This window comes from Rhizobium laguerreae, from assembly GCF_019778565.1.
Lineage (GTDB): Bacteria > Pseudomonadota > Alphaproteobacteria > Rhizobiales > Rhizobiaceae > Rhizobium > Rhizobium laguerreae.
The window spans coordinates 497,284-520,112 of record NZ_JAAXQT010000003.1; the positions used below are offsets into that span (position 1 = coordinate 497,284).

Annotated in this window: 29 protein-coding genes; 18 read left to right on the forward strand and 11 right to left on the reverse strand. The window is 60.8% G+C overall.

The window, feature by feature from the left end; genetic code table 11:
• Nucleotides 1–140: 140 nt before the first annotated feature.
• Nucleotides 141–599 (forward strand): SRPBCC family protein, encoded by a 459-nt coding sequence (locus HFO71_RS13005; protein ID WP_020049402.1) that lies wholly within the window; start codon nt 141–143, stop codon nt 597–599.
• On the opposite strand, the gene HFO71_RS13010 is transcribed toward HFO71_RS13005, so the two are convergent.
• The 6 genes from HFO71_RS13010 to hemB all read right to left on the reverse strand — a co-directional run bounded on the left by HFO71_RS13010 (nt 583) and on the right by hemB (nt 4,718).
• The gene (locus HFO71_RS13010; protein WP_168258222.1) at nt 583–978 is read right to left on the reverse strand and encodes a type II toxin-antitoxin system death-on-curing family toxin; all 396 of its coding nucleotides are present in this window, start codon (nt 976–978) and stop codon (nt 583–585) included. The two genes, HFO71_RS13005 and HFO71_RS13010, sit on opposite strands and share 17 nt — an antisense overlap.
• On the reverse strand, nt 978–1,199 hold the full coding sequence (locus tag HFO71_RS13015) for an AbrB/MazE/SpoVT family DNA-binding domain-containing protein (protein WP_020049404.1): 222 nt from the start codon (nt 1,197–1,199) through the stop codon (nt 978–980). The genes HFO71_RS13010 and HFO71_RS13015 overlap by 1 nt, the downstream gene beginning before the upstream one ends.
• Before the next feature lie 57 nt (nt 1,200–1,256).
• Complete coding sequence (locus HFO71_RS13020; RefSeq protein ID WP_168258223.1) at nt 1,257–2,144, reverse strand: DMT family transporter; 888 nt, start codon at nt 2,142–2,144, stop codon at nt 1,257–1,259.
• The gene (locus HFO71_RS13025) at nt 2,145–2,921 is read right to left on the reverse strand and encodes an arginyltransferase (protein ID WP_017959862.1); all 777 of its coding nucleotides are present in this window, start codon (nt 2,919–2,921) and stop codon (nt 2,145–2,147) included.
• A gap of 199 nt (nt 2,922–3,120) precedes the next feature.
• Nucleotides 3,121–3,579: an RDD family protein gene (locus HFO71_RS13030; RefSeq protein ID WP_077976186.1), complete on the reverse strand. Its 459-nt coding sequence runs from the start codon at nt 3,577–3,579 to the stop codon at nt 3,121–3,123.
• A 125-nt stretch (nt 3,580–3,704) separates the two neighbouring features.
• Nucleotides 3,705–4,718 (reverse strand): porphobilinogen synthase, encoded by a 1,014-nt coding sequence (gene hemB, locus HFO71_RS13035; RefSeq protein WP_077976187.1) that lies wholly within the window; start codon nt 4,716–4,718, stop codon nt 3,705–3,707.
• Between the two features lie 233 nt (nt 4,719–4,951).
• Here hemB and HFO71_RS13040 point away from each other — a divergent pair, with 233 nt between their 5' ends.
• The 8 genes from HFO71_RS13040 (at nt 4,952) to HFO71_RS13075 (ending at nt 11,748) form a co-directional block, all read left to right on the forward strand.
• Nucleotides 4,952–5,389 (forward strand): DUF6163 family protein, encoded by a 438-nt coding sequence (locus tag HFO71_RS13040; protein ID WP_025394019.1) that lies wholly within the window; start codon nt 4,952–4,954, stop codon nt 5,387–5,389.
• A 128-nt stretch (nt 5,390–5,517) separates the two neighbouring features.
• Nucleotides 5,518–6,033, forward strand: a complete 516-nt coding sequence (ldtR, locus tag HFO71_RS13045; RefSeq protein ID WP_003547156.1) for a transcriptional regulator LdtR — start codon at nt 5,518–5,520, stop codon at nt 6,031–6,033.
• 48 nt (nt 6,034–6,081) lie between these two features.
• The gene (locus HFO71_RS13050) at nt 6,082–6,423 is read left to right on the forward strand and encodes a hypothetical protein (protein ID WP_168258224.1); all 342 of its coding nucleotides are present in this window, start codon (nt 6,082–6,084) and stop codon (nt 6,421–6,423) included.
• A gap of 52 nt (nt 6,424–6,475) precedes the next feature.
• Complete coding sequence (locus HFO71_RS13055) at nt 6,476–7,777, forward strand: L,D-transpeptidase family protein (RefSeq protein WP_020049414.1); 1,302 nt, start codon at nt 6,476–6,478, stop codon at nt 7,775–7,777.
• Nucleotides 7,778–7,996: 219 nt separating this feature from the next.
• Complete coding sequence (gene glyA / locus HFO71_RS13060) at nt 7,997–9,295, forward strand: serine hydroxymethyltransferase (protein ID WP_131640363.1); 1,299 nt, start codon at nt 7,997–7,999, stop codon at nt 9,293–9,295.
• A 9-nt stretch (nt 9,296–9,304) separates the two neighbouring features.
• On the forward strand, nt 9,305–9,781 hold the full coding sequence (nrdR, locus tag HFO71_RS13065; RefSeq protein ID WP_003547190.1) for a transcriptional regulator NrdR: 477 nt from the start codon (nt 9,305–9,307) through the stop codon (nt 9,779–9,781).
• Between the two features lie 3 nt (nt 9,782–9,784).
• Nucleotides 9,785–11,128: a bifunctional diaminohydroxyphosphoribosylaminopyrimidine deaminase/5-amino-6-(5-phosphoribosylamino)uracil reductase RibD gene (gene ribD, locus HFO71_RS13070; protein ID WP_168258225.1), complete on the forward strand. Its 1,344-nt coding sequence runs from the start codon at nt 9,785–9,787 to the stop codon at nt 11,126–11,128.
• Complete coding sequence (locus HFO71_RS13075) at nt 11,128–11,748, forward strand: riboflavin synthase (RefSeq protein ID WP_221988158.1); 621 nt, start codon at nt 11,128–11,130, stop codon at nt 11,746–11,748. The genes ribD and HFO71_RS13075 overlap by 1 nt, the downstream gene beginning before the upstream one ends.
• Nucleotides 11,749–11,776: 28 nt before the next feature.
• On the opposite strand, the gene HFO71_RS13080 is transcribed toward HFO71_RS13075, so the two are convergent.
• The 3 genes from HFO71_RS13080 to HFO71_RS13090 form a co-directional block, all read right to left on the reverse strand.
• The gene (locus HFO71_RS13080) at nt 11,777–12,292 is read right to left on the reverse strand and encodes a GNAT family N-acetyltransferase (protein ID WP_168258227.1); all 516 of its coding nucleotides are present in this window, start codon (nt 12,290–12,292) and stop codon (nt 11,777–11,779) included.
• Nucleotides 12,293–12,318: 26 nt separating this feature from the next.
• On the reverse strand, nt 12,319–12,822 hold the full coding sequence (locus HFO71_RS13085; RefSeq protein ID WP_168258228.1) for a cupin domain-containing protein: 504 nt from the start codon (nt 12,820–12,822) through the stop codon (nt 12,319–12,321).
• Between the two features lie 210 nt (nt 12,823–13,032).
• Nucleotides 13,033–13,392 carry a hypothetical protein gene (locus HFO71_RS13090; RefSeq protein ID WP_168258229.1) on the reverse strand — a complete coding sequence of 120 codons (360 nt, stop codon included), beginning with the start codon at nt 13,390–13,392 and terminating at the stop codon, nt 13,033–13,035.
• Nucleotides 13,393–13,739: 347 nt separating this feature from the next.
• On the opposite strand from HFO71_RS13090, the gene ribH reads away from it, so the two are divergent.
• From ribH to HFO71_RS13105, 3 genes are all read left to right on the forward strand, one after another.
• Complete coding sequence (gene ribH / locus HFO71_RS13095; RefSeq protein WP_168258230.1) at nt 13,740–14,195, forward strand: 6,7-dimethyl-8-ribityllumazine synthase; 456 nt, start codon at nt 13,740–13,742, stop codon at nt 14,193–14,195.
• A gap of 3 nt (nt 14,196–14,198) precedes the next feature.
• Nucleotides 14,199–14,681: a transcription antitermination factor NusB gene (nusB, locus tag HFO71_RS13100; protein ID WP_168258231.1), complete on the forward strand. Its 483-nt coding sequence runs from the start codon at nt 14,199–14,201 to the stop codon at nt 14,679–14,681.
• A 198-nt stretch (nt 14,682–14,879) separates the two neighbouring features.
• Nucleotides 14,880–17,018, forward strand: coding sequence for a sodium-translocating pyrophosphatase (locus HFO71_RS13105; protein ID WP_168258232.1), 2,139 nt, complete (start codon nt 14,880–14,882; stop codon nt 17,016–17,018).
• A gap of 90 nt (nt 17,019–17,108) precedes the next feature.
• On the opposite strand, the gene HFO71_RS13110 is transcribed toward HFO71_RS13105, so the two are convergent.
• On the reverse strand, nt 17,109–17,642 hold the full coding sequence (locus HFO71_RS13110; protein WP_012756899.1) for an outer membrane protein assembly factor BamE: 534 nt from the start codon (nt 17,640–17,642) through the stop codon (nt 17,109–17,111).
• 138 nt (nt 17,643–17,780) lie between these two features.
• Between HFO71_RS13110 and HFO71_RS13115 the strand changes: the two genes are divergently transcribed.
• The 6 genes from HFO71_RS13115 (at nt 17,781) to HFO71_RS13140 (ending at nt 22,274) form a co-directional block, all read left to right on the forward strand.
• Nucleotides 17,781–18,437 carry a ubiquinol-cytochrome C chaperone family protein gene (locus tag HFO71_RS13115; RefSeq protein WP_168258233.1) on the forward strand — a complete coding sequence of 219 codons (657 nt, stop codon included), beginning with the start codon at nt 17,781–17,783 and terminating at the stop codon, nt 18,435–18,437.
• 11 nt (nt 18,438–18,448) lie between these two features.
• The gene (locus HFO71_RS13120) at nt 18,449–19,003 is read left to right on the forward strand and encodes a YceD family protein (protein WP_017959881.1); all 555 of its coding nucleotides are present in this window, start codon (nt 18,449–18,451) and stop codon (nt 19,001–19,003) included.
• Nucleotides 19,004–19,101: 98 nt separating this feature from the next.
• On the forward strand, nt 19,102–20,148 hold the full coding sequence (gene plsX / locus HFO71_RS13125) for a phosphate acyltransferase PlsX (RefSeq protein WP_011651316.1): 1,047 nt from the start codon (nt 19,102–19,104) through the stop codon (nt 20,146–20,148).
• 20 nt (nt 20,149–20,168) lie between these two features.
• Nucleotides 20,169–21,140 carry a beta-ketoacyl-ACP synthase III gene (locus tag HFO71_RS13130; protein WP_012756903.1) on the forward strand — a complete coding sequence of 324 codons (972 nt, stop codon included), beginning with the start codon at nt 20,169–20,171 and terminating at the stop codon, nt 21,138–21,140.
• A 104-nt stretch (nt 21,141–21,244) separates the two neighbouring features.
• On the forward strand, nt 21,245–21,583 hold the full coding sequence (locus HFO71_RS13135) for an integration host factor subunit alpha (protein WP_003547228.1): 339 nt from the start codon (nt 21,245–21,247) through the stop codon (nt 21,581–21,583).
• Between the two features lie 151 nt (nt 21,584–21,734).
• Complete coding sequence (locus HFO71_RS13140; protein ID WP_168258234.1) at nt 21,735–22,274, forward strand: MerR family transcriptional regulator; 540 nt, start codon at nt 21,735–21,737, stop codon at nt 22,272–22,274.
• A gap of 9 nt (nt 22,275–22,283) precedes the next feature.
• Here HFO71_RS13140 and HFO71_RS13145 read toward each other — a convergent pair whose 3' ends face one another.
• Complete coding sequence (locus tag HFO71_RS13145) at nt 22,284–22,631, reverse strand: response regulator (RefSeq protein ID WP_020049429.1); 348 nt, start codon at nt 22,629–22,631, stop codon at nt 22,284–22,286.
• Between the last annotated feature and the right edge of the window lie 198 nt (nt 22,632–22,829).

Here is a 22,829-nt window from a genome sequence, read left to right on the forward strand (position 1 = left end):
CCGACTCTTGGCGGGCGCGACAATTCCTCTATTTCACTCCTGTTACCAAAAATATGAACAGGCCGGCTCCGAAGGCGGACGGAATGGCCGTGGCCCGTGCGCTTGGGGAAAGTGCGCGCGCCATTAACGGAGGAAAATTGATGCCCGCCAGCACCATCAAATTGCATGTCAGCCACACCTACAAAGCGCCGCCCGCTGTCGTCTACGACGCCTGGCTCAACCCCGAAATCGCCCGCCGCTTCTTGTTTGCGACCGATGACGGTCATGTCATTCGCGCCGATATCGATCCGCGTGTCGGCGGCCGTTTCTTCGTCGTCGACCGCCGCCCGACCGGCGACGCTTTTCATCAGGGCGTTTTCCTGGAATTGAAGCGCCCGCAGCGCATGGTCTTCAGCTTTTCCGTCGAGGAGCATGATCACAATTGCGACCGCGTCGAGATCGACATCGAGCCTCTCGACGGCGGCAGTCGTCTGACGCTGACCCATGAAATGTGCGCCGAATGGGCCGAACAGGAGGAAAAGACCAGGAAGGGCTGGGCTCATGTGGTCGAGGGGCTTGGCAGGGAACTGGAGCAGCAGCAGTTCAAGGCGACGGGTTGAGCGGTATGGAGAAATCCCGCAGGAAGCGGGTCGCACCTTCTTCGTCGATCTCGCCGGCGGCGACGGCAAGAACGAAAGCGTAGAGATTGGCATCGGTCGTTTCGATCTCGTAGCCGTTTTCGAGAAGGAACACACCGGCGGTTACGATCGCGATCCGCTTTTTACCGTCGACGAATGCGTGGTTGCGGGCAAGGCCGAAAAGATAGGCGGCGGCGAGTTCGATGACGTCGTCGCAGCCGTAATTTGCCTTGTGCATCGGCCGGCCGAGAGCCGATTCCAGCGCGCCTTCGTTACGCAGTCCTGCGAGACCGCCGAAGCGCTCGATCTGCATTTTCTGCAGGCTCTCCACCAATGGTCTCGTTAGGAATTTGAAGGCCATTATTCGGCCAGCTTTTTCAAGGCGACCTTATACTTGTCCATGAAATATCGCGCCGCCTCGAGTTGACGAGACAAATCCTCATCGGCCGGCTTCAAAGTGATGCCGCCGTTTTCCATCTGCAATTCCAATGAATCGCCGGCCTTCAATCCAAGGCGGTCGAGGGTTTCCTTAGGGATGATAACACCCTCGGAATTTCCGATCTTGCGGATTGTGACGTTCATCGCTTTGTCCTCTGTGGTAACGGAGTTATAACATGAGGTCGAGCAGACGACAATGTCTTAACCCGCCATTTGCCTGATGCTTCTTCTTTGCACCATCCAGACGGAATGCGCTGCGATCGCCATCACCAGGATGCCGCCACCGATCAGCGTCATCGGCGCCGGCGTTTCCGCAAAGATCAGCCAGACCCAGATCGGTGCGAGCACGGTTTCGAGCAGGTAGAACATGCCCACCTCCGGCGCGGAGAGGTAACGCGGCCCGGTCGCCAGACACCAGAGGGCAAGCGGCATCATGACCGCGCCGTTAAAGAGGATCCAGGCCGGATGCTCGATCGAAAAACTGCCTGCCGGCATGATTAAGATCAGGCCGACCGCCGCCGGCAGCACCGTCGAAAGCAGCGAGACAAAGCCCATCTCCCGGCGGGATGCGCGGCTGATGGTGATGGCGGCGGCAATGATGAAGGCGGTAAGCAGCGCCATGATATCGCCGAAGAGATGGCCCCCCGAAAGCCCGTCCCGCACGATCAGGCCGACGCCGAAGATCATCGCCGCCATGGCGATCAGCGTTGCCAGCGCCGGCCGCTCCTTGAGGAAAATCCAGGAAAGAAGCGCGGCGAACATCGGATTGAAGGCGACGATGAAAACGACATTGGCCGTCGAGGTGTTGAAAACGGCGAGAAGGAAGACCACCGTCGTCAGGCCGTAGAGCAAACCGGTGACGAGGCCCGGCCAGCCCGGCACCAGCAGAGGCCAGCGCCCATTGGCGATCCTGAGCACTGCGGCGACCAGAAGCGTCACGCCAAGGGTCGCGATACTTCTCGCGGCCAGGATCGACCACAGCTCGCCGTCGGCGAGCCTCATCAGCGGGATATCCACGGAAAGCGCCAGCCCGCCGATCGACGTCAGCAGCAGGCCCTTCCGATGGTCGGAAAGAGCGGTGGGGAACATTCAGTCGTGGGTGCTCTCGGGCATGGATGAGGGATCGAAGCGTTCCCAGCCGCGCGGGGTCAGATGCTCCTGCGGCTGGAAGCGGGTCTTGTAGTCCATTTTCCGCGACCCTTGAACCCAGTAACCGAGGTAGACATGCGGCAGTCCCAGCGCTTTCGTGCGCCTGACATGATCGAGAATCATGAAGGTGCCGAGCGAACGCCGCTCAAGCGCCGGATTAAAATAGGAATAGACCATCGACAACCCGTCGCTCATCGTGTCGGTCAGCGCAGCGCCAAGCAGCTCGCCCTTCGGGCGCTGCTCCAGTCCCGAGCCTTCCTCACGCAGGCGATATTCGATGATTCTCGTATTCACATGCGTGTCTTCCACCATGATTGCATAGTCGAGCACGGTCATGTCGGACATGCCGCCCTGCTGGTGGCGAAAATCGAGATAGCGTCGGAAGAGCGAATATTGCTCGCTGGAAGGCTGGGCTGCGAATTCGGTGGCGATGACGTCGGAATTAGCGGCAAGCACCCGCTTCATCGATTTCGTCGGTTCGAATTCCTGAGCGAGAATTCGCACGGAAACACAGGCGCGACAGGATTCGCAGGCCGGGCGATAAGCGATGTTCTGCGAGCGGCGAAAACCGCCCTGCGTCAGGATGTCGTTCATCTCGGCGGCGCGCGGGCCAACCAGATGGGTGAACACCTTGCGCTCCATCTCATGCGGCAGGTACGGACACGCAGCCGGAGCCGTCAGATAAAACTGCGGGGATGGCGTTGTCTGCGTATTCATTTGTCGCGGAAATTTCCTTGTCGAGACCGTGCCGTTTCCTGACAGCATGACCTAAGAATAAAAAACGTCAACAGCCGGGCACTTTTCGCCCTTCATATCAGTCTTCTAATTTCAGATATGGAGCGCTTGCGCCCACCGGCAAAGGGAGGGCGGAGACTTTATTTGGTCTCCGCCACGTCAGGGTTTCTCAGCTAAAGTCTCAGGCCGTGCGCACCGTCGCCGTGCCGACCAGCAGGTCGTGAACGAGACGGCTGCGTTCGATGAACAGGCCGGCAAGCAGGATGAGCGGCGTCAGTATCGAGTTGAGGATCCAGAACAGTGCCAGATGCACGATCGCTGTCATGAAATCCATCGGCCGTCCATCGACGCGTACGATCGCGATCCCCATGGCGCGCATGCCGAGCGAGGCCTGGCTCGGCCCGCCCACCGTCAGGCCGAAGTAGATACCGGCGACGATGACGAAGAGGGCAGGGTAGAGAAAGAAGCCGAGCCCCAGCGTAACGATCGACAGGAAGAACAGCACGATCGCCGCGGGAATGCAGAGCAGCGCCACGATGACGTAGTCGAGGATGAAGGCGAGGACCCGGCGGCTCAACACGCCGCTATAGGCGCGCCAGTCCTCCGGTGCGGCATAAAGCGGATTGGGGTTGTAGCTCATCTCAATCTCCTCAGGAAAAGCGATGCCGCTGATATGGTATCGGCAGGGCAAAATGCAATAATTCTAAATCAACGAGCATGATGTCGTCCGAAAACCGCGCGCACTTTTCGGCATCAAGCTCCAAATCACCGCTTTGCAAGAATTCTCGCCACTTCGACCGCGAAATAGGTGAGGACACCGTCGCAGCCCGCCCGCTTGAACGACAGCAGCGTTTCGAGCATCGCCCGCTCGCCGTCGATCCAGCCATTCGCCGCCGCGGCCTTGATCTGCGTATATTCGCCGGAAACCTGATAGGCGAAGGTCGGCAGGCCGAAGGCCTCCTTCATCCGCCAGCAGATATCGAGATAGGGCAGGCCGGGCTTGACCATCAGCATGTCGGCGCCTTCCTCGACATCGAGGGCCGCGTCGCGGATTGCCTCAGTGCCGTTGGCGGGGTCGAGATAATAGGTCTTCTTGTCGCCTTTCAGCAGCCCGCCCGTCGAGATCGCCTCGCGATAGGGGCCGTAGAAGGCGGAGGCGAATTTCGTCGCATAGCTCATGATGCCGACGCTCTGGTGGCCGGCCGCATCGAGCGCGATGCGGATCGCGCCGATGCGCCCGTCCATCATCTCCGACGGGGCGATGATGTCGGCGCCGGCATCTGCCTGCATCACGGCGGCGCGCGCGACCTGGTCGACGGTTTCGTCGTTGACGATCTCGCCGCCTCTGAGAATGCCGTCATGGCCGTGGCTGGTGAAGGGATCGAGCGCGACGTCGGTGATGATGCCGATATTGGGCACCGCCTTCTTGATCGCCGCCGTCGCCTGATTGATCAGGTTGTTGGCTTCGAGGCTGTTCGAGCCGGTCTCGTCGCGCAGTTCCATCTCGATATTCGGAAAGGTGGCGAGTGCGGGTATGCCGAGGCCGGCCGCCTCCCGCGCGGCTTCGACGGCCTTGTCGATGCTCATCCGGTTGACGCCGGGCATGGCAGCGATCGGATCGACGATGCCGGAACCCGGCACAATGAAGATCGGCCAGATCAGGTCGTCGACGGTCAGCCGGTTCTCCTGCACCAGCCGGCGTGTCCAATCCGCCTTGCGGTTGCGCCGCATGCGGCGATGGCCGGTGATGTCGTCGACGAGATGCGTCCTGTCCTGCATGATATCTGTCCCTGGCCCATTCCATTTATCGGAGCGCTCATTATCATGACGCCTGGAAAATCCAAACCGGACGATTGGCCGCGGCGGAAGAACCTCTGGCGCATGATGCCGATAATCGGAATCGATTTTTCGGGGGTATGCGCAAACTCAAAGTGATAAAGCGTTCTCCAGCGCGTCTTGTCAGACACGCGGCGTTCTTTATGAAGATGCAACCCCAAACCGATGTCTGCGCTATGGAAACCGAATCCCCGACGATACCGAAACGCACACTGGCGGATATCCTCTTCATTCTCTTCCTGAGACTGGTTGCCTTATCCTGCTTCTGGTTCGGCCTGCAATATTGGGCGATGCTCGTCGGCTATTCGCTGGTCGGCGCCGGCCGCTTCGATCTTTTGAGCCTGCCGTGGAAGGTGGCGAGCACCAGCCTCGCCGTCCTCTTCCCCGTCGCCTCCCTCGGCCTCTGGCTCACCGTCTCCTGGGGGCCGGTCATCTGGGTGCTGGCCGCCGGCGGACAAATCCTCATGTATGGCCTGCTGCCGGATATTTTCGGCCCCAACCAGCTGATCATCCTGCTGCATGTCATCGTCGCCGTGGTCTACTTGATTTTCCGCCTGCTGCTCTGGCTGGAAAAGCGCCGGCATCGCCGCCAGGTAAGTGTTGATTTACCCTGAGACAACGTGGAGTTACCGGTAAGGCTCCGTTAAGCCTGCGGTTTAAGTCGAATTTTATATGTATTCGATAGGGTCTCACTCAAGGCGGGAAGAAAACACACCGCCAAACAAACAGTGAGGCAGTTAATATGAACACGAAAATCAAGCCGCAGGCGGTATCGACCTTCCGTGACCAGCAGGACCACGACATCCGTGATCTTTACATGGAATCCCTTCATCTCGTTGAACGTCTGCACCGTCGTCTTCTCGACGTCATCAAGGACGAATTCGACCGTCAGGGTCGCAGCGACGTCAACGCCATCCAGGCGCTGCTCCTTTTCAACATCGGCAATTCCGAGCTGACCGCCGGCGAGCTGCGCTCGCGTGGCTACTATCTCGGCTCCAACGTTTCCTACAACGTCAAGAAGCTGGTCGATCTCGGCTTCATCAACCACCAGCGCTCGCGCATCGACCGCCGCTCGGTCCGCATCAGCCTGACCGAAACCGGCCAGGACATCGCCGAAACGGTGGCCAAGCTCTACGAACGCCACATCGCCTCGATCGACAAGGTCGGCGGCATCGGCACCGACGAGTTCACGCAGATGAACAAACTGCTCCAGCGTCTGGACCGTTTCTGGAACGATCAGATTTTGTATCGCCTTTAAGACCCCTGACCTCCTTCCAGGGTTGACCAAAACCGGATGCGGCCCTGCGTGTCCGGTTTTGCCGTTTGCTCTTGCGTGGCATCTTTGCAACGCATGGCAGGCAAGCGCAAAGGCCCGTATTCAAGCCGTTTTTTAGCCGTTATTAACCGGCACGCTTTACCTCGTCATATGGTTCGTTGCGTCCTGTTTCCGGCAGTCGGCAAGTCCGTCTTCCCACTGGCAACACGAATTGGCCATATTGGTGTGGCAGCGGAAGGCTTAACAACCGGCGCTTTCAATAGACCGATCAGGAATGTTCAGGCTGCCGCATCGCAATCTTGTGATGGGCAAGCGGATTTTTCGGTGCGCCGGGACAACGAATGGACTGGGATCTGCGTTAAAGCGCAGTGATATCGCAAAAGGCCGCGGGTTCTCTTTATAGCGGCATTCAGTGGTTGGGACTATGTCGAAGAAAAACGGAATTGAAGCTCTCTCGCGCCGCGCTTTCCTGGCGTCCGCGGCAACGGTTGGCGCCGGCGCGCTTGCCGCGCCGGCATTCGCGCAATCGGCGCTCGATACGCTGATCAATGCGCCGCGCCGCGGCAACTGGGACGACCAGTTTGACGCCAAGGCGGCTTCGCGCACGGCGACCGCTATGGTTTCCAACACGCCGATCCTCGGACCGCAATCGGTCGCGAGCGCGCAGCAGGCAATTATGCAGTATCAGCAGATCGCCGCAGCCGGCGGCTGGCCTGAGGTCAACCCCGGTGACCAGCGCCTCCAGCTCGGCGTCAGCTCTCCCGCCGTCCAGGCGCTGCGCCAGCGCCTTGCGATCACCGGCGATCTGCCACGCGAGGCCGGCCTCTCCAACGCCTTCGATTCCTATGTCGACGGCGCCGTCAAGCGCTTCCAGGCGCGTCACGGCCTGCCGGCCGATGGCGTTATCGGCGAATTCACGCTGAAGGCGATGAACATCCCTGCCGATGTCCGCCTGCAGCAGCTGAACACCAATGTCGTCCGTTTGCAGACCTTCCCTGAAGACTTGGGCCGCCGTCACCTGATGGTCAACATCCCTGCCGCCTATGTGGAGGCTGTTGAAGACGGCAGTGTCGCGACGCGCCACACCGCGGTTGTCGGCCGTCTCAGCCGCCCGACGCATCTCGTCAATTCGAAGATCTACGAGGTCATCCTCAATCCTTATTGGACGGCACCACGCTCGATCGTCGAGAAAGACATCATGCCGCTGATGCGCAAGGATCCGACCTATCTCGAAAAGAATGCCATCCGCCTGCTCGACGGCAAGGGCAATGAAGTCGCCCCCGAGACCATCGACTGGAACGGCGAGGCGCCGAACCTGATGTTCCGCCAGGACCCCGGCAAGACCAATGCCATGGCGTCGACGAAGATCAACTTCTACAATAAAAACGGCGAGTATATGCACGACACGCCCCAGCAGGGTCTGTTCAACAAGCTGATGCGCTTTGAATCGTCGGGCTGCGTCCGCGTTCAGAACGTGCGCGACCTGACGAACTGGCTGCTGCGCGAGACCCCCGGCTGGAACCGCCAGCAGATGGAGCAGGTGATCGCAACCGGCGTCAACACGCCGATTAAGCTAGCCGCGGAAGTTCCCGTCTATTTCGTCTATATCTCCGCCTGGGGCATGCCCGATGGCATCGTCCAGTTCCGCGACGACATCTATCAGATGGACGGCAATGCGGAGCTGGCGCTCGACACCACGGCTGGCATGGAACAGCCGGTCCAGTAAGCGGCGACCTCTGCCTCGCAATTCGAAAACCGCGCTTTTTTCGGCGCGGTTTTTTTATGGGCGGTAGAGGCACATCCTCGATGTGGTCGCTGGTATCGGCGCACCGCAGCCGCAAAAGAGCGTGAGCGCGCGCTTTGCTCAGCAAATGTCGTTCTCCGTATTGCCCTCGCCACGGCGGAAGGCTAATACCTCAGCGCATTCCAGTTGAGGAGCCCGCCCATGACCAATGCTTCCACCGAATCCTTCTTCAATCGCTCGCTTGCGGACGTCGACCCGGACATTTTCGGCGCGATCGGAAAGGAACTCGGTCGCCAACGGCACGAGATCGAACTGATCGCTTCTGAGAACATCGTTTCCCGCGCCGTGCTGGAAGCCCAGGGCTCCATCATGACCAACAAATATGCCGAGGGTTATCCCGGCAAGCGTTATTACGGCGGCTGCCAGTTCGTCGATATCGCCGAGGAACTGGCAATCGAGCGTGCCAAGAAGCTGTTCGGCGTCAATTTCGCCAATGTCCAGCCGAATTCCGGTTCGCAGATGAACCAAGCCGTGTTCCTGGCGCTGCTGCAGCCCGGCGACACCTTCATGGGTCTCGACCTGAATTCGGGCGGCCACCTCACGCATGGTTCGCCGGTCAACATGTCCGGCAAGTGGTTCAACGTCGTCTCCTACGGCGTGCGCGAAGGCGACAACCTGCTCGACATGGATGAAGTCGCCCGCAAGGCCGAGGAAACCAAGCCGAAGCTCATCATCGCCGGCGGCACTGCCTATTCCCGCATCTGGGACTGGAAGCGCTTCCGCGAGATCGCCGACTCGGTTGGCGCCTACCTCATGGTCGACATGGCCCACATCGCCGGCCTTGTCGCCGGTGGCGTTCATCCGTCGCCGTTCCCGCATTGCCATGTCGCGACGACGACGACCCACAAGTCGTTGCGCGGCCCGCGCGGCGGCGTCATCCTCACCAATGACGAGGATCTGGCGAAGAAGTTCAATTCGGCTGTCTTCCCCGGTCTGCAGGGCGGCCCGCTGATGCACATCATCGCGGCCAAGGCAGTCGCCTTCGGCGAGGCGCTGCAGCCGGAATTCAAGGATTATGCCGCCCAGGTGGTCAAGAACGCCAAGGCTCTTGCCGAAACGCTTGTTGCCGGCGGTCTCGATGTCGTCTCCGGCGGCACCGACAATCATCTGATGCTGGTCGACCTGCGCAAGAAGAATGCCACCGGCAAGCGCGCCGAGGCAGCGCTCGGCCGTGCCTACGTCACCTGCAACAAGAACGGCATTCCCTTCGATCCGGAAAAACCCTTCGTCACCTCGGGTGTGCGCCTCGGCGCACCGGCCGGCACGACCCGCGGCTTCAAGGAAGCGGAATTCCGCCAGATCGGCAATCTGATCGTCGAAGTTCTCGACGGCCTGAAGGTCGCCAATTCCGATGAAGGCAACGCCGCTGTCGAAGCCGCTGTGCGCGGCAAGGTGGTCAGCCTCACCGACCGCTTCCCCATGTATGGCTACATGGGATAAGGAGTAGGGATGCGCTGCCCCTATTGCGGTTCGGAAGATACCCAGGTCAAGGATTCGCGCCCGGCGGAGGACAATACGTCCATCCGCCGGCGGCGCATCTGCCCGGATTGCGGCGGCCGCTTCACCACGTTCGAGCGCGTGCAGCTGCGCGAACTGATGGTCATCAAGAAGACCGGCCGCAAGGTGCCCTTCGACCGCGACAAGCTGGTGCGCTCCTTCGAAGTGGCGCTGCGCAAACGCCCGGTCGAGCGTGATCGCATCGAGCGCGCCGTCTCGGGCATCGTCCGGCGGCTTGAAAGCTCCGGCGAGACCGAGATCTCCTCCGAACAGATCGGCCTGCAGGTGCTGGAAGCCATGAAGAGCCTCGATGATGTCGGCTTCGTGCGCTACGCCTCGGTCTATCGGGATTTCTCGCTTGCCGAGGATTTCGAGAAGGTCATTTCCGAAATCAACGCCAAGATCGCCCGCGACCCGCTGGACAGGTGAGCCATGAGCATCACGCCGCATGACGAACGTTTCATGGCGGCGGCGATCCGCCTGTCGCGCTGGCATCTCGGCCGCACCGCCACAAACCCCTCCGTCGGCTGCCTGATCGTCAGGGATGGCGTCATCGTCGGCCGGGCGGTGACGGCGCTCGGTGGCCGCCCGCATGCCGAGACGCAAGCACTCGCTGAAGCCGGCGCGCTCGCTCGCGGCGCCACTGCCTATGTGACGCTCGAACCTTGCTCGCATCACGGCAAAACGCCGCCCTGTTCCGAGGCGCTGATCGCCTATGGCGTTGCCCGCGTCGTGATCAGCGTCACCGATCCCGACCGGCGTGTCTCCGGCCGCGGCATCGCTATGCTGCGCGAAGCCGGCATAGAGGTGGATGCCGGCGCGCTGGAGGCCGAGGGCCGGCAGTCGCTTGCCGCCTATCTCACCCGCCAGACGAAGAATCGCCCCTATGTGACTCTCAAGCTTGCCGTTTCCGCCGACGGCATGATCGGCCGCGCAGGGGAAGGGCAGGTAGCGATAACAGGCCCGGAGGCCCGCGCCCAGGTGCAGGCGCTGCGCGCCGAAACCGATGCGATCCTGGTTGGCATCGGTACCGCGATTGCGGATGATCCGCTGCTGACGGTACGGACGCCAGGTCTTGAATCGCAATCGCCGATCCGCATCGTGCTCGATCCGTCTCTCGCATTGCCGCTGACCAGCAAGCTCGTCGAGACGGCGCGGGAAGTGCCGGTCATCGTGGTGGCGAGCGAGGAAGTATGGCCGTTGTCGGCTGATGCGGAGGGATTACCCCCCTCTGCCCTGCCGGGCTACCGGGGTCGAGCCACGGGTCTCGACCCGTCCTTCGGACCCCCCGCAGGTGGGGAGATCGGCAAGAGGCGCGATCCGAATTCCCCGGTTTCCGATGGTGATGGTTTCGCCTTGAGGCAAGACGTAGGGCAAGGGGCTAACCCCGATCCGATCTCCCCCCTTGTGGGGGAGATGCCCGGCAGGGCAGAGGGGGGTGCCTCACCCGCTGACATGGACTCCCGCCGCGCAGCCCTCGAAGCCGCCGGCGTCGAGGTGCTCTACTGCAATCCCTATCATCCGGAAGTCCTGTTGCCGGCACTCGCGACGCGCGGTATTTCCTCGCTCCTGGTCGAGGGCGGTGCAAAGACGGCGCGGCTTTTCCTCGAGGCTGGCCTCGTTGACCGCATCCAGCTTTATCAGGCGCCTGTTGTCATCGGCGAGCGCGGTATTGAATCCCCGCTTGATGCAACCGACATACCATCGGGTTTTGCCCATACGGGCACGCTGATGTTCGGCGAAGATCGCCTGGACGAATACGAAAGAGGGCTTTGATGTTCACCGGAATAGTCACCGATATCGGTACGATCGAATCCGTTTCGCCGCTGAAGGAGGGCATCAAGCTCCGCGTTGCGACGAATTACGACCCGGCGACCATCGATATGGGCGCATCCATCTCTCACTCCGGCATCTGCCTCACCGTCACCGGCCTGCCGCAGGAAGGCAGCAATGGTCGCTGGTTCGAGGTCGAGGCCTGGGAAGAGGCACTGCGGCTGACGACGATCGGTGCCTGGCAGGAAGGCAGCCGCATCAATCTCGAACGGTCGCTGAAGATCGGTGATGAACTCGGCGGCCATATCGTTTCCGGCCATGTCGACGGCAAGGCGGAAATCCTCTCGGTGACGGCAGAGGGCGACGCCACGCGCTACCGCCTGCGCGCGCCCGAACACCTGGCGAAATTCGTCGCCCCCAAGGGTTCGATCGCACTCGACGGCGCCTCGCTGACGGTCAATGCGGTCGACGGCACGGATTTCGACGTGCTGCTCATCCGCCACACGCTCGAGGTCACCACCTGGGGCGATCGCAAGGCCGGCGATTTCGTCAATTTCGAAGTCGACACCATGGCGCGTTACGCCGCCCGGCTGGCGGAATTTTCCAGCACAGATCTAAAGTGATAGAGCGTCCTGTCGGACGCGGGGCGCTCTAACGCGAAAACTGAATGATCTCGCCGTTGTACTGCGTGCGCGCCGTCTCGCGGAAGCCAAGCTTGGCTGCGACCCGCAGCGAGGCCTGGTTCTCGGGACTGATGATGCAGCTCATCGGTTTTTCTGGGAAATGCGTTTCCGCCCAGCCGATCAGCGCTGTCAACGCTTCGGTGGCATAACCGCGGCCGTGCGCCGAAGGCATCAGCGCCCAGCCGACCTCCATCGTCCCCTCGATCGAGGGTTCCATTTCGCGGCGGGCTTCCAGGAAGCCCGCTTCACCGATGAACCGGCCGCTCTCCTTTTCCACGATCGCCAGAAAGCCGAAGCCCATATGGTGCCACATGCCGGCGACACGCAGCATGCGGCTCCAGCTTTGCTCGCGCGTTGACGGCACGCCGGTGATGAAGCGCACGACATCCTCGTCCGCCCATAGCGCTGCATGCGCGTCGAAATCGTCGAGGCGGTGAGGGCGAAGCGTCAGCCGCGCCGTTTCGAGGGTCGGAATGTCGGTCACATCAGGTCCTTATGGAAATCGCATTCTCAGGCGCCGGGCTCGCCATCCCAATAGTCGAGATCGCCTTCCGGCCGTCCAATGTGGCGGAAGCGCCTGGCTTCGGTACCGTCTCTATTCGTCTTCGCAAGGAACTTTCCGGAATCGGGATATTCGACGATCTCCGTCTTCGCCATGGTCGAAATGCCGAGATAGACGAGTGTGGCCGTGCCGGTGTTGATGATCTGGTGCGCAGTTTCCGGTCCGCCGGCCGGCGCGCCGAGCACGTCGCCCGCCTTGATCGCATGGCGCGCATCGCCGAAGCGGTATTCGCCGGTACCGGCGATCACGTAGAAAAGCTCGTCTTCGACATGGTGATTGTGGAACGGACAGCTCGATTTGCCTGATGGCACCTCGTTGTAGCTGATACCGAGGCCGGCAAGGCCAAGACGCGCGCCAAACGAGGTGTCGGCGCTTTCGTAGAATTCGCCTTGTTTCCAGTTGTCGAGCTTGAGATCGGCGGTATTGATCACCGCTTTCGGTTCCGTCGCCATTGTGTCCTCCTGTTGCAGGAAGAGAAACCATCATCGCGTCGGAAAATTCAATGCTTTATCTCGGAAATCCCCAGCATGGCCGGTGAGGAGACCGCCGCCCATGCTTGGAGCGCCATGCGTCCAACAGAACACGCTGAGGACGCTCTATCACTTTCAATCCCACGCATAACCCAAAAACCGATCCGATCTTCGGGCTATGAGCTGGAGCCATCAGCGGACGTAGAAGGTCAGACTTCCATCGGCCGCCTGCTCGGCATTGACGACATTGCGAATATTGACACCCTCATTGTTGAGGCGGTGGGCAAGCGACCTGTTGGCGTCGATCGAGGCCTGGATGCCGCGGATAGCCTGGCCGGAGCGCTGCGGTGCGGAGTGTGGGCCGCTCGTCTCGTCGTCGAAGTTGCGCCAATTGTAAACCTCCTGGACATTGAAATCATTGCCCTGGTAGCTCCTGAGCGTCTGCTCGATGCCTTGAGGGGTGTTCATCCCAAGGCTTGCGGCCCGGCTGACGCCGGCAAAGGCGATGGAGGAGAGGGCGGTAGCGACGGTGATGGTGAGAACGCGGTGCATGATTTGTATCCTTTCATCTGCTTAGACGGTCGGCTGTCGTTGCAGGGGATCGTCTGCGTCACGACATGGAATTGGCGTTCTCCCATTCGCGTTTCAATGGGTTAAGCCACTGAAAAGCCATTAAGAATTGTTCATGAAAACTGCCTTCGAATTGCCGCTTTCCAGGCGTCCGGGAAAGCTGATTTCAGAGGCCTGCCCAGCCGTGCATACAGCGCGCGGCTATCCCCTTGCAGATATTTCCTCTTTCCCATTGCGGCATCCGGCGAAATTGCTTGCCATTCGGACGAAGGCATGTTTTGACCGCGGGCTGCCGAGCGGGTAAATGTCCCGCCAACCGAAGGTGAACCATGTCGAGAGAGACCGCTCCCCATATTTTGATCGTTGAGGCCCGCTTCTACGACGACATGGCCGACGCCCTGCTCGAAGGCGCGACCTTCGCATTGACGGAGGCCGGCGCCACCTTCGAGGTCGTCACCGTTCCCGGCGCACTGGAAATTCCGGCGGCGATTGCCATGTCGCTCGATGGAGACGACAATGGCGGAACGCATTTTGACGGCTATGTCGCCCTCGGCATGGTCATTCGCGGCGAGACCTATCACTTCGATATCGTGTCGAACGAATCCTCGCGCGCCTTGATGGATCTCGCGGTCAGCGAGTCCCTTGCCATCGGCAATGGTATCCTGACCGTCGAAAACGACGAACAGGCCTGGGCGCGCGTGCGCCGCTCGGAAAAGGACAAGGGCGGATTTGCCGCTCGTGCAGCTCTGACCATGATCGAGCTGAAGCAGAAACTGGGTGCATAACGAATGAACGACGACAAGACGGAACGGCCGGTCAAGACTGCGAACCAGCGGGGCGCTGCCCGTCTTGCTGCCGTTCAGGCACTGTATCAGATGGATGTCGGCGGCACGGGCGTTCTGGAAATCGTGGCTGAATACGAGGCGCACCGTCTTGGTCAGGAAATCGATGGCGCGACCTATCTGAAAGCCGATACCGCCTGGTTCCGTTCCATCGTCTCGGGCGTCGTGCGCGATCAGGTCCGTCTCGATCCGTTGATTGCCGCAGCCCTGCAGGATGATTGGGCCTTGTCGCGCCTTGACAGCACCGTGCGCGCCATCCTGCGCGCCGGCGTTTTTGAGATCACCGACCGCAAGGACGTTCCGGTGGCGGTCATCGTCACCGAATATGTCGAGATCGCCCAGGCCTTCTTCGACGACGACGAGCCGAAGCTCGTCAACGCCGTGCTCGACCGTATCGCAAAGCAGGTTCGCGGCGAGGCGAAGAAATAAGTCTTTAGCCGCCAAATAATCACCCTACGTCTTTCTTCGTACTGCAATGGTTTTCGCCCGCTGCGGTCTTGACGCCACGTGATCGACCAAGCAATCTCCGCACCGCTTAGCTGTGGCATTTCTGTGGAGAGGAAGGCGATTCGGCGGCGTATCTGCCGGAGAAGGAGTGAGCTCCGGCCTATGGGAGGAAAGAGCGAAATGACGATTCTTTTATGCGTAATCGCATGCGGTCTGCTCTCGGTGGTTTATGCCGCCTGGGCAACCCGGTCGGTGCTTGCCGCCGATCAGGGCAACAGCCGCATGCAGGAGATCGCGGGCTATATCCGCGAAGGTGCGCAAGCCTATCTGACGCGCCAGTACAGAACCATTGCCATTGTCGGGGTTGTTGTTTTCATTTTAGCCTGGCTGCTTCTTTCCGGCGAGGCCGCGATCGGCTTCCTGATTGGCGCCGTGCTTTCCGGTGCTGCCGGTTTCATCGGCATGCATGTCTCCGTCCGCGCCAATGTGCGCACCGCCCAAGCGGCTTCCGTCAGCCTTTCCGCCGGCCTCGATATCGCCTTCAAGTCGGGTGCGATCACCGGCATGCTGGTGGCTGGCTTGGCGCTGCTCGGCGTCTCCATCTACTATACGGTCTTGACCATCGGGCTCGGCCATGAGAGCGGCTCGCGCGAAGTCATCGATGCGCTGGTGGCGCTCGGCTTCGGCGCTTCGCTGATCTCGATCTTCGCCCGTCTCGGCGGCGGCATCTTCACCAAGGGCGCCGATGTCGGCGGCGATCTCGTCGGCAAGGTGGAAGCCGGCATTCCCGAAGACGATCCGCGCAACCCGGCAACGATCGCCGATAATGTCGGCGATAATGTCGGCGACTGCGCCGGCATGGCTGCCGACCTTTTCGAGACCTATGCGGTCTCGGTCGTCGCCACGATGGTTCTCGCTGCGATCTTCTTTGCCGGCGCGCCGATCCTCCAGTCGGCGATGGTCTATCCGCTGGCAATCTGCGGCGCCTGCATCATCACCTCGATCATCGGCACCTTCTTCGTCAAGCTCGGCTCGAACGGCTCGATCATGGGCGCGCTCTACAAGGGCCTCATCGTCACCGGCCTGCTGTCGATCGTCGGTCTTGGCGCTGCCACCTCGCTCACCATCGGCTGGGGATCGATCGGCTCCGTCGCAGGCGCCGACATATCAGGCGCGAACCTCTTCTTCTGCGGCATCATCGGCCTCGTCGTCACCGCGCTGATCGTCGTGATCACTGAATATTATACCGGCACGGGCAAGCGCCCAGTCGTCTCGATCGCTCAGGCCTCGGTCACCGGTCACGGCACCAATGTCATCCAGGGCCTGGCCGTTTCGCTGGAATCGACGGCACTGCCGGCGATCGTCATCGTTGGCGGCATTCTCGCCACCTACCAGCTCGGCGGCCTGTTTGGCACCGGCATTGCGGTCACGGCCATGCTCGGCATCGCCGGAATGATCGTCGCGCTCGACGCCTTCGGGCCGGTGACCGACAACGCCGGCGGTATCGCCGAAATGGCGCATCTGCCGCCGGAGGTGCGTAAATCCACCGATGCGCTCGATGCCGTCGGCAATACGACCAAAGCCGTCACCAAGGGCTACGCCATCGGTTCCGCCGGTCTCGGCGCCCTGGTGCTCTTCGCAGCCTACTCCTATGACCTAAAATATTTTGCGGCGAATGGCGACAAGTTCCCTTATTTTGCCGGCATCGGCGAAATTTCCTTTGATCTTTCCAACCCTTACGTGGTGGCGGGATTAATCTTCGGAGGTCTCATTCCCTACCTTTTCGGTGGCATCGCCATGACCGCCGTCGGCCGTGCGGCCGGCGCGATCGTCGAGGAAGTCCGCCGTCAGTTCAAGGAAAAGCCCGGCATCATGCAGGGCACGGAAAAGCCGGATTACGGCAGGGCGGTCGACCTTCTGACCAAGGCCGCCATCCGCGAGATGATCGTGCCGTCGCTGCTGCCGGTGCTGGCGCCGATCGTCGTCTATTTCGGCGTGCTTCTCATCTCCGGTTCCAAGGCCTCCGCCTTTGCCGCCCTCGGCGCATCGCTGCTCGGCGTCATCATCAACGGCCTCTTCGTCGCCATCTCGATGACATCGGGCGGTGGCGCCTGGGACAATGCCAAGAAGAGCTTCGAAGACGGTTTCGTCGACAAGGACGGCGTGCGTCACATGAAGGGTTCGGATGCGCACAAGGCTTCCGTCACCGGCGATACGGTCGGTGACCCCTACAAGGATACCGCCGGCCCCGCCGTCAACCCGGCGATCAAGATCACCAACATCGTCGCGCTGCTGCTGCTCGCCGTTCTCGCCGGATGAGGCATGCCGCCCGGCTCGGCGCAACGAACAGCGACCACTAAAAACCCCGCCGGAGTGATCCGGCGGGGTTTTCGCATAAGGCGTATCCGATCAGCGCAGGCTGCTTGGGTTCTGCGGCGTGCCGCCGGCACCACCGCCGAACAGGCTGCGGGCAGCACTCGCAGCGCTGCCGCCGGAAAGCATCTGTTGCAGGAAGGTGAGTTCCTTGCCGCCGGTCGGCGTGACGCGTCCGATCGTGTCGAACACTTTGCCGTCCTGCAGCGCATAGTTGGCGCGGCGGCTGACGACGCCGTCCTTGTCGAAATAGATTGCCAGAACGCTCTGATCGACGACCTTCAGTTTCTGGAAGGCGACCGCACGCGTGCGCCGCTGCGAGATGTAATAGAAGACTTCGCCGTCGAAGGTCGCCGTCGTCGACGGGGTGCCGAGCGAAAGCAGCACCTGCTCGCGGCTGGAACCTTCCGGAACCAAGTTCAGCGACTGCTGGTCGGCGACGTAGCCGCCGTTGAGAACGGTGCTGGTCTGGCAACCGGAGAGAGCGGTAGTGGAGGCAATTATGAGGGCAATGGCCGCATTGCTGAAGAATTTCATGTCAGACTTGAAATACCGTTTCTTCAACGACATCTACTCCCTGTGAGTGTCGATAGCAGCCATTCTGGGCCTTGCACGCTTTACCTCCTGCAAAACCATTGTGGCCATTCCGGGTCGAATTTCCCGAATTCGCTTCGCTGACGCGTCGAAGGCGTCGTCCAGAAACTGGCCATGATCGGCATTGCAATTCGCGCCTGCTTCGGTAAACCAGCTTTCGAAATCATGCAACAAGGCCAGACGCCAGCCGGCATGAAGAATGAGGCATTTCCGGAAAAAACAATGATCCTCGGGCTCTTCCGCAAGAAAAACAACAATCAGGCGATCGTCGACAGGCAATATGCGGCGTTGGCGGCGGCCGCGCGCATGCCGGAACTCTACGAGCGGCTCAATGTGCCGGATACGGTCATGGGCCGTTTCGAGATGCTGTCGATAGTCATGATTCTGTTTTTTCGCCGCACCCGTGCTTCCGCCACCAGCGGCCAGGAGATCGCCCAGGAGATCGTCGACGCGTTCTTCCAGGATATCGACTATTCGATCCGCGAACTCGGCATCGGCGACAACAGCGTGCCCAAGCGCATGAAAAAGCTCGCCGGTATGTTTTACGGCCGGCTCGAAGCCTATTCGAAGGCGATGGACACCGGCGATGCCGAAGCCCTCGTTCTTGCCCTTCAGCGCAATATTTACCCCGAAATCGCGACGCCGACCGATATGTCCGGTCTCGCCGGATGGATGATGGCCGCAGAATCGCATCTGTCCGCCGTTGCCGAAGCGGTAATTGCCACCGGTTCGGCAACGCTCCCACCGGTCGCCTGCCCGCCGATCACCTGAAGGAGGAAACGATGCAGAATGATCGGGACGATGTTCCCTTCTCCTATCAAGTCAAGGTCGGCCACATCTCGGCCAACCCCGTCGAGGTTCATGTCGAGGCCGACGCCAGCGAACTGAAGGCGTTGGCCCGGACCTGGAACGTCGTCTCCGTCGACGATCTCAGCGCCGATCTGCAGATTGCCCGCTGGAAGCGCGACGGCGTGCGCATCAAGGGCCGCGTGCAGGCGAAGATCGTCCAGTCCTGCGTCGTGACGCTGGAACCGGTCGAATCCGCCATCGACGAGAGCTTCGAGCAGATCTTCGTGCCGGAGGGCTCCAAGCTTGCCCGTCAGGCCGGCAACGACGCCGGCGAGATGCTGCTCGATCCCGACGGTCCTGATCTGCCCGAGAACTTTGTCGGCGATACGATCGACGCCGGCGAGGTGGTTGCCGAATTCGCCGCTCTGGCGATCGATCCCTATCCGCGCAAGCCGGGTATCGAATTCGCCGGCCATGTCGAAGACAGCGGCGAGGACGACAAAAAGCCCTCCGCTTTCGCGGCTCTCAAGGACTGGAAAAAGGACTGAAGCCCCTCTGGCATTTGACACAATTCAGTTGTAAGCGACGCCAAAACCGGTATTTTGGCCGAAATTTCGCCCTCGGCGAAAAGAAGGATCAGGGACGCGTGATCAGAATATCTCTCGACCTCATGGGTGGCGACTTTGGTCCCCAGGTTGTCATCCCCGGCGCCGCCAAGGCGTTGGATCGGCATCCGGATATTTCCTTCGTTCTCTATGGTCTCAAGGAACAGTGCGATCCGGTTCTCGCCAAGTTTCCGAAGCTGAGGGAAAAATCGATCTTTCACGACTGCGAGCTTGCCGTCGCCATGGATGAGAAGCCGAGCCAGGCGCTGCGCCGTGGCCGCTACATCTCCACCATGTGGCGCTCGATCGCGGCGGTGAAGACCGGTGACGCTGATGTCGCGGTCTCGGCCGGCAATACCGGCGCGCTGATGGCGATGGCGAAGTTCTGTCTGCGCACCATGGCCAATATCGAGCGTCCCGCGATCGCCGCGATCTGGCCGACGCTGAAGGGTGAGAGCATCGTGCTCGATGTTGGGGCGACGATCGGCGCCGATGCGCAGCAGCTGATGGATTTTGCCCTGATGGGCGGCGCGATGGCGCGCGCGCTTTTCGAGGTCGAACGTCCGACGGTCGGTCTTCTGAACGTCGGCGTCGAGGAGATGAAGGGCCAGGAGGAGGTCAAGGAGGCCGGCCGGCTGTTGCGCGAGGCGAACATCGATTCGCTCGAATATTCCGGCTTCGTCGAGGGCAACGACCTTGGCAAGGGCACGGTCGACGTTGTCGTCACCGAAGGCTTTTCCGGCAATATCGCCCTGAAAACCGCCGAAGGCACAGCCAAGCAGATCGGCGAATATCTGCGTGCCGCCATGTCGCGCACGCTGCTGGCCCGCATCGGCTACCTCTTTGCCAAAAGCGCCTTCGACATGCTTCGCGAGAAGCTCGATCCGAGCAAGGTCAATGGCGGCGTGTTTCTCGGCCTGAACGGCATCGTCATCAAGAGCCATGGCGGGGCGAATGCCGAAGGCATCGCAGCCGCCATCGAAGTCGGCTACGACATGGCCAAGAACGGCCTCAATCAGAAAATAGAAAACGATCTTAAGAAATATCATGCCAAGCGGCTGCCCCCGATGGGCCCGGAAGCGGCATGAGCGATGGGGTTCAATCAAAGATGATCCGTTCAGTGGTTCGCGGGTTCGGAGCCGCACTTCCGAAGCGCGTAATGACCAATCGTGACATGGAGGCCATCGTCGATACATCGGACGAATGGATCGTCCAGCGCACCGGCATCCGCCAACGTTATGTCGCCGGCGATGACGAAACGACGGCGTCGCTGGGCGAGGCCGCTGCGCGCGCAGCCCTTGCCAATGGCGGCCTGACGCCTGCCGATATCGATCTTGTCATCTGCGCCACCTCGACGCCTGATAACACGTTTCCGGCGACGTCAGTCAACATCCAGAACCGGCTCGGCATGAGCCACGGCTTCGCCTTCGACGTCCAGGCCGTCTGCACCGGTTTCGTCTATGCGGTGACGACCGCGGATGCCTATATCCGCGGCGGACTGGCAAAGCGCGTTCTCGTCATCGGCGCCGAAACTTTTTCGCGCATTCTTGACTGGAACGACCGCACCACCTGCGTGCTTTTCGGCGACGGCGCCGGCGCGATCATCCTCGAAGCGACAGAAGGCGAGGGTACCGTTAGCGATCGCGGCGTGCTGACCGCACATCTGCGTTCCGACGGCTCGCACAAGGAAAAGCTCTATGTCGATGGCGGCCCATCGACGACGGGCACTGTCGGCAAGCTGCGCATGGAAGGCCGCGAGGTCTTCAAATACGCCGTCGGCATGATCACCGATGTTATCCAGGCGGCTTTCGATTCGACCGGCACCACCGCCGATGACCTCGACTGGCTGGTGCCGCACCAGGCCAATCGCCGCATCATCGACGGTTCGGCGAAGAAGCTGAACATCGATGCCGCGAAGGTCGTCATCACCGTCGACCTGCACGGCAATACGTCGGCTGCCTCGATCCCGTTGGCACTTGCGACCGCTGCCGGCGACGGCCGCATCAAGAAGGGTGACCTGGTGATGCTCGAAGCGATGGGCGGCGGCTTTACCTGGGGTGCGGTTCTGCTGCGCTGGTAGGCAAGAAACCTAAAAAACTGGCGGCGAACAAGAGCTTGACCGTAAGGCGCAAGACAAATACTCTTCGTGCGATTTCACAAAATATTTGTATGGGCGGGGAAACCATGACCGGAAAAACAGTGACGCGAGCAGACCTGGCGGAATCCGTTTTCCGAAAGGTCGGGCTTTCCCGGACCGAATCTGCCGAACTTGTGGAAACCGTCATCGACGAGATCTGCAACGCCATCGTGCGTGGCGAAACCGTCAAGCTTTCCTCCTTCGCCACCTTCCAGGTGCGCGACAAGAACGAGCGGATCGGCCGCAACCCGAAGACAGGCGAAGAGGTTCCGATTTCCCCCCGCCGGGTCATGACCTTCAAGGCGTCGAACGTGTTGAAGACACGCATCCTCAAATCGCATGTCGCTCGCAAGATCAAGTTGAAGCCGCTGAATCCGGCTCCCTGATAATCGGCTTCCCGTTTCCGAAACGGCTTTTTTTCTCTCTCGCGCTCTCCATCCTTGTGCGCAACGTCAAGACATGACTTGAATTGTCGGCGCCAAACCGTTGAAATATGATGAGTCGCCGTAGGATCGAGCCGCGAGGTCGCGTAGCAGCATGACGTTGGACAAGAGCCCCGATGCCTTTCGCACCATCAGCGAAGTCGCAGACGATCTTGATCTGCCGCAGCATGTGCTGCGCTTCTGGGAGACGCGGTTTCCCCAGATAAGGCCGATGAAGCGCGGCGGCGGCCGTCGCTACTATCGGCCGGAGGACGTGGACCTCCTCAAGGGCATCCGGCATTTGCTCTATGATCATGGCTATACGATCAAGGGTGTGCAGAAGCTTCTGAAGACCAATGGCAATAAGTTCGTCATATCAGTCGGCCATGGCGATCTCGCCAGCGTCGAGGCGCTCGCGTCGGGCGTGCAGGACATGGGTGCAGGGGAACCGCGCGTCGGCATGGCCGATGAAGACCAGATCGTCGGCCGCGCCAAGCCGCCGATCACCCGCCGGTTCTTCAATTTCGTCGCCGGAGACGACGAGCAGGAAGTCTCGATCGGCAAATCGAGCGTTGGCAAGGAAGACAGGGCGCTGCTGCAGGAGGCACTCTACGACCTCCTGGAATGCAAGCGTCTGCTCGATCAGGTGCGCTGAACAGGAAAGTCAGGCTGCGGTAAGCCGCTTCATCGCCTGTTCGAGTTCGCTGAGCTGGAAGGGTTTTTGCAACACGGGCAGCGTGCTTGGGCTGCTGCCATCAGGCGGTGTGCCGTATCCCGTCGCATAGAGATAGGGTTTTCCGCGTTCGTCGAGCAGCTTTGCGACCGGCAACGAACTCTGCCCGGCAAGCGAGACGTCGAGAATTGCAGCGTCGAACTCCGTATCCCTGGCGGCTGTCAGCGCTCGTTCCAGGTCGGGCGCGCTGGCGCAGACCCGGTAGCCGAGATCGGCAAGCATGTCCTCAAGCAGCATGGCAATCAGCGCGTCGTCTTCGACGATGAATATGTCTTTCATGATCCCGTTCACCCATTGCCCCTTGCTAAAGCATGTCGCGCAAAAGTGTGCTGCGGTTTTGCGATAACGACATGCGCAAAAACAAAGATCTAAAGCGCAAGGAGCGAATCTGAAAGATTGCGACACGCTTTAGGCATGAGGTTTATGTGGCTGCTTGCACGGCTCGTCAAGACGTGGTGGCCGGCAGTGCGAGAAACA